The organism is Actinosynnema sp. NPDC023658 (genome assembly GCF_040639995.1).
GTDB lineage: Bacteria > Actinomycetota > Actinomycetes > Mycobacteriales > Pseudonocardiaceae > Actinosynnema.
Genome location: NZ_JBFAAX010000966.1, coordinates 1,515 through 2,038, shown reverse-complemented (window position 1 = coordinate 2,038; position 524 = coordinate 1,515). Strand labels below are relative to the sequence as shown.

The 524-nt window shown below is 71.0% G+C and carries 1 protein-coding gene; it reads left to right on the top strand.

From position 1 onward, the window contains the following. Positions 1-66: 66 nt before the first annotated feature. A partial coding sequence (locus AB0G02_RS37000; protein ID WP_360804197.1) for a family 43 glycosylhydrolase occupies positions 67-524 on the top strand: 458 nt, incomplete at its 3' end.

Genomic DNA, 524 nt, shown 5'->3' with positions numbered 1-524 from the left:
TCCGCGTCGACGGCGTGGACGTGCGCCTGAACAACGCCGCCGACCCGGCCGCGTCATCCCCGAGGAGTGCCACTGTTGTTCGCCAACCCACGAACTCCGGCGCGACGAGCCCTGTCGCTCGTCGTCGTCGCCATCGCCGCGCTGTCGCCGGCCGTCGTGAGCCAGGGGCGTGCCGAGGCCGCGCCCGGCTCGTCGTTCAGCAACCCGGTCGTGCCCGCCCCCAACAGCGCGGACCCGACGTTGGTGCAGCACAACGGGAACTACTACTACGTCGCAACCACGGCGACCTCGGACGTGCTGATGCGGCGGTCGTCCACCATCGCGGGGTTGCGCAGCGCGCCGGAGCAGCTGGTGTTCCGCTCCGACGGGACCACGATGTGGGCTCCCCACCTGGAGCAGGTAGGCGACCGTTGGTACCTCTACTTCTCCGTGGAGCTGTCCGGTGCGCCGCGGCGCACCCACGTGCGGGAGAGCGCCGGATCCGAAGCGATGGGGCCCAACACCGACCGGGGCATCCAGGTCCT